Source organism: Mammaliicoccus stepanovicii (assembly GCF_002902525.1).
In the GTDB taxonomy this organism is placed as follows: Bacteria; Bacillota; Bacilli; order Staphylococcales; family Staphylococcaceae; genus Mammaliicoccus; species Mammaliicoccus stepanovicii.
The window spans coordinates 1-3,998 of record NZ_PPQZ01000108.1 but is presented as its reverse complement, the minus strand read 5'-3'; the positions used below and the strand labels follow the sequence as shown (position 1 = coordinate 3,998).

Here is a 3,998-nt window from a genome sequence, read left to right as displayed (position 1 = left end):
CTATTACAGTCAATTATAATATATAAATGAAACCTAATGTTGTAAATTTTGGTTTTATATACTTTTTTTACCAAATATATATAAATTTCATAATGAAATACTGTATAATATTTTTAACTGATTTATTTTTAAAATTATGATTATTAGATTAAGAAAAAGAAGCGTTATTGTGATACTTACTTATGAACTATTGAAGCATAATTATTCAAAATATAGATAAGCAGGTGAATCCTATGTCAATTTTATCCGACCATCCAATAATCTCTTTATTAATTATAGCTAGTATTATTTGTGTGTTTATAGAATTTATAGTGATGATAACTTTAAAAAGTAATACATCAATGAAGAGGTTTGTTTTAAAAGGCAACAAAATTTGTGAGTCATCTAAATATGCTATTGCCAGTATATTTTTCATTTTTGCTTCGTCAGGTGTAGTTCAAATTATTAGTTATTATTTATTAGAATCTGGACTTTTTTGGATTATCATATTCACTGCAGGTATTGCAGGATTGATACTCTTTATTCCACACGGCTTATGCTTACTGCCATTCTTTACGCATAAAAAGAAATGGCATATAGTAAAAATTTACATTTGGTGTATTATGATTGGTCTTTCAATGTGGTGGGGAATAGGTTTAATTATGGACCGCAGTACGAAGATATATACAGATGAAGGAGGTGTCGGTTACTATTACGGTAGCTTGATAGAAAAACAATTTAGTGGCTATGCTTATGTAGCTGTAGCGGTGCTTTCAATGATGTTGATTGTCATGAAGAAAGTTGCAAATAAAAATGATGAAACCGAAACTGTTGATAATATAATGCGTACTCATTCATAGTTGCCAAGATAAAAATGGTTATTCACTTCAAAACTTATTAAACATAGATTAACTTAAAATATACCTGAACAAGTATCTGAAATAGAATGATTTCAATCATTCTATATTTATATAGTACATTAAAAGTCTTCTAATAAATAGGATGTGTATAATTATGGAATATAAAGAGTGCAAAAAGATAGACAGTTTGATTTATTCATCATTATTAGAAAGAGAGGATTATGACAATGAGATGGTAGTTTCAACAGGTAGATATACTTTATCTGAATTACCATGTGTAGTTGCTATTAAAAATAATAATGTATTCGGACTGTTAACATACCAAATTTATGATGATTATTTAGAAATTATTTCTATAGATAGTTTTTTAGAAAATAAGGGGATAGGTAGCGAACTACTTAAAAAAATTGAAACAATCGCTTTAGATTTAAACAAAAAAATGATAAAAGTTATTACAACAAATGAAAATATTAAAGCACTTTACTTTTATCAAAAAACAAATATAGAATAATAGAAATTATAGCCAATGCTGTGATTGAAGCTAGAAAAATAAAACCAACAATTCCGTTAATTGGTGAAAATGGTATTGAAATTAAAGACGAAATTATATTAATAAAAAAATTATAATGTTACTAATGCTAAGGAACTTATCATGCAAAAATCCCCTTGCTAACAATATCGTTAACAAGGGGTATTTTAATGGCTATGCAATATATTAAGATTCTATTTCATCATCCATTTGGGCTTCAAATTCATCGAGCAATGTACGTACTTCGTCTGTTGATTCTGTACTCATCAATTGGTGACGCAAGCTACTAGCGCCTCTGATGCCACGTACGTAGATTTTAAAGAATCTGTGTAAACTTTTGAATTGTCGTGTATCAAGTTTAGAATATTTGTCGAACAATGTGAGATGTAATCTTAATAAGTCTAATAGTTCTTTGCTCGTATGTTCGCGTTGTTCTTTCTCAAAGGCAAAAGGATTATGAAAAACACCTCTACCGATCATGACGCCATCGATGCCGTATTGAGTTGCGAGTTCAAGACCTGTTTGTCTATCTGGGATATCACCGTTAATCGTTAATAATGTATTTGGTGCTATCTCGTCACGCAAATTTTTGATGGCTTCGATTAATTCCCAGTGCGCATCTACTTTACTCATCTCTTTACGTGTACGGAGATGGATAGATAAGTTTGCAATGTCTTGTTCAAATACGTGCTTTAACCAATCCTTCCATTCATCTATTTCATAGTAACCGAGACGAGTTTTAACACTTACCGGTAGACCGCCTGCTTTAGCTGCTTGAATAATTTCAGCCGCTCTTTCAGGTCGAAGGATTAGGCCAGAACCTTTGCCTTTACGTGCAACATTAGCTACAGGACAACCCATATTCAAATCTATACCTTTAAAACCCATTTCCGCAACACCAATACTCATTTCACGGAAATGCTCCGGCTTGTCGCCCCATATATGAGCCACAATTGGCTGTTCATCTTCACTAAATGTTAAGCGTCCGCGAACACTGTTTATACCTTCAGGGTGACAAAAACTTTCTGTATTTGTAAATTCAGTGAAAAACACATCAGGTCTAGCTGCTTCACTAATGACATGACGAAAGACAATATCCGTAACATCTTCCATAGGCGCCAAAATAAAAAATGGACGTGGTAATTCACTCCAAAAATTTTCTTTCATAATATATTTAAACCTTCTTTTCTATTAATATCTCGCCATTTTATCCATGATGATATTACCATAAATCTTTAACTTACACAAAAGGATGTTGCTTAATTATAGACATAATGAAGAGATAGAGGTTAGTGGGAGAGATAAACAAATAAACATTGCCCGGGAAATAATGAGAAATTGCTAAATGGTTATTTTAAAACTAGTTCGGCAACATCACTTACTACTTTATCATTTGGTTTTGCGTCTTTATTATTTTTATTTGTAAATATAACTAAAATTATGGGCTTATTGTGACCTTTTGGGTAAACAAATGCTACATCGTTCCTTGAACCGTAAGTTAGTGCTTGTCCACTCTTATCTGCAACTTTAAAAGTTTTTGGAGCGCCTGCATTGATTAATGTGTCTCCGTTTTTATTATTGATCATTAATTTAAGTAAAAATTCTTTATTATCTTTGCTTAAATCTCCATCCATAACTAATTTCTTTAATGTTTTACCAAATGCTTGTGGCGTAGAAGTGTCACTTGTATTCTTTGGAGAATAGTTGTTCAAATCAGGTTCTTTTCTTGATAACACTGTAGTGCTATCATTTAATTTTTTTAATCTTTTTCTCATTTCTTTATAGCCGCCTAATTCATCAATAATGATATTATTAGCAGTATTATCACTGTATAGCATGGTTGCTTCAATTAATTTCTTTATAGTGATATCTTTATCTATATATTTTTCTAGTATAGGTGAGTATGAAACGATTTGCTTTTTACTAATGTGAATCTTTTTGTTTAATTTATTATGCGGTGTTTTTTCAAGTAACAAAGCGCTACTGATCGCTTTCAATGTGGAAGCATAGGCAAATCGCTTATTTTCATTAAATTTAATTTCTTCACCAGTTGCTGTATTTAAAGCATATACGCCAACATTTGCATCATATTTATCCTCAATCATCTTCAAATCTTGTTTCGTTCTGCTTGTAGAACTAAAGCCACTTAGTATCACAACAGCTACAATAATGATTATCAGTTTCTTCAATTTATATAACCTCCTAAATTCGTTATTTACAGTTAAACAGTAGTATTATTATGACTTTATCGCAAATATTTAAAAGTAAGCATACATAGATTTATATAATAACTATAAAATGTATCTTCGATCATACTATGTTATTCAACATTTGGAATGAAAAATCATGATAGCAGCACAAGGAACACCAACTCTAGATGGACTAGGCGGAGTTGGAGGCGGACCACATGCACGTAATGAACAAAATGAACACCTTCCAATAAGTACGAATAAGAAACTAGTTATAGACCAAATGTTTGTACAATGGTATGTAAATATTTAATTAATATCCAAAAAATAAATTATTTGATAATAGCAATATTTTACAAAAATAGCCAATTTATATATAATTTATTTGTTATTAATAATTGTATCGACAATTGTTAAAGCACTAAGCTATCTGAATATATT

At 30.4% G+C, this 3,998-nt stretch carries 4 protein-coding genes and 1 pseudogene; 3 read left to right on the top strand and 2 right to left on the bottom strand.

Features of this window, described 5'->3' with window-relative positions; genetic code table 11:
* Positions 1 to 233: 233 nt before the first annotated feature.
* Together CD111_RS12665 and CD111_RS11320 are read left to right on the top strand one after the other, a co-directional pair.
* Positions 234 to 839, top strand: a complete 606-nt coding sequence (locus CD111_RS12665; protein ID WP_169711980.1) for a hypothetical protein — start codon at positions 234 to 236, stop codon at positions 837 to 839.
* 154 nt (positions 840 to 993) lie between these two features.
* Positions 994 to 1,466, top strand: a pseudogene (locus tag CD111_RS11320) (GNAT family N-acetyltransferase).
* 88 nt (positions 1,467 to 1,554) lie between these two features.
* Here the strand turns inward: CD111_RS11320 and CD111_RS11315 are convergent.
* Together CD111_RS11315 and bla are read right to left on the bottom strand one after the other, a co-directional pair.
* Positions 1,555 to 2,535, bottom strand: coding sequence for a tRNA dihydrouridine synthase (locus CD111_RS11315; RefSeq protein WP_095085239.1), 981 nt, complete (start codon positions 2,533 to 2,535; stop codon positions 1,555 to 1,557).
* 182 nt (positions 2,536 to 2,717) lie between these two features.
* Positions 2,718 to 3,557 carry a class A beta-lactamase gene (bla, locus tag CD111_RS11310; protein ID WP_095085240.1) on the bottom strand — a complete coding sequence of 280 codons (840 nt, stop codon included), beginning with the start codon at positions 3,555 to 3,557 and terminating at the stop codon, positions 2,718 to 2,720.
* A 157-nt stretch (positions 3,558 to 3,714) separates the two neighbouring features.
* On the opposite strand from bla, the gene CD111_RS12560 reads away from it, so the two are divergent.
* Positions 3,715 to 3,870, top strand: a complete 156-nt coding sequence (locus tag CD111_RS12560) for a hypothetical protein (protein WP_158245699.1) — start codon at positions 3,715 to 3,717, stop codon at positions 3,868 to 3,870.
* Positions 3,871 to 3,998 lie beyond the last annotated feature (128 nt).

Coding starts and splice junctions, on each gene's coding strand:
- CD111_RS12665 (WP_169711980.1), top strand. CDS start 234: ATGTCAATTTTATCCGACCATCCAATAATCTCTTTATTAATTATAGCT.
- CD111_RS11315 (WP_095085239.1), bottom strand. CDS start 2,535: ATGAAAGAAAATTTTTGGAGTGAATTACCACGTCCATTTTTTATTTTG.
- CD111_RS12560 (WP_158245699.1), top strand. CDS start 3,715: ATGATAGCAGCACAAGGAACACCAACTCTAGATGGACTAGGCGGAGTT.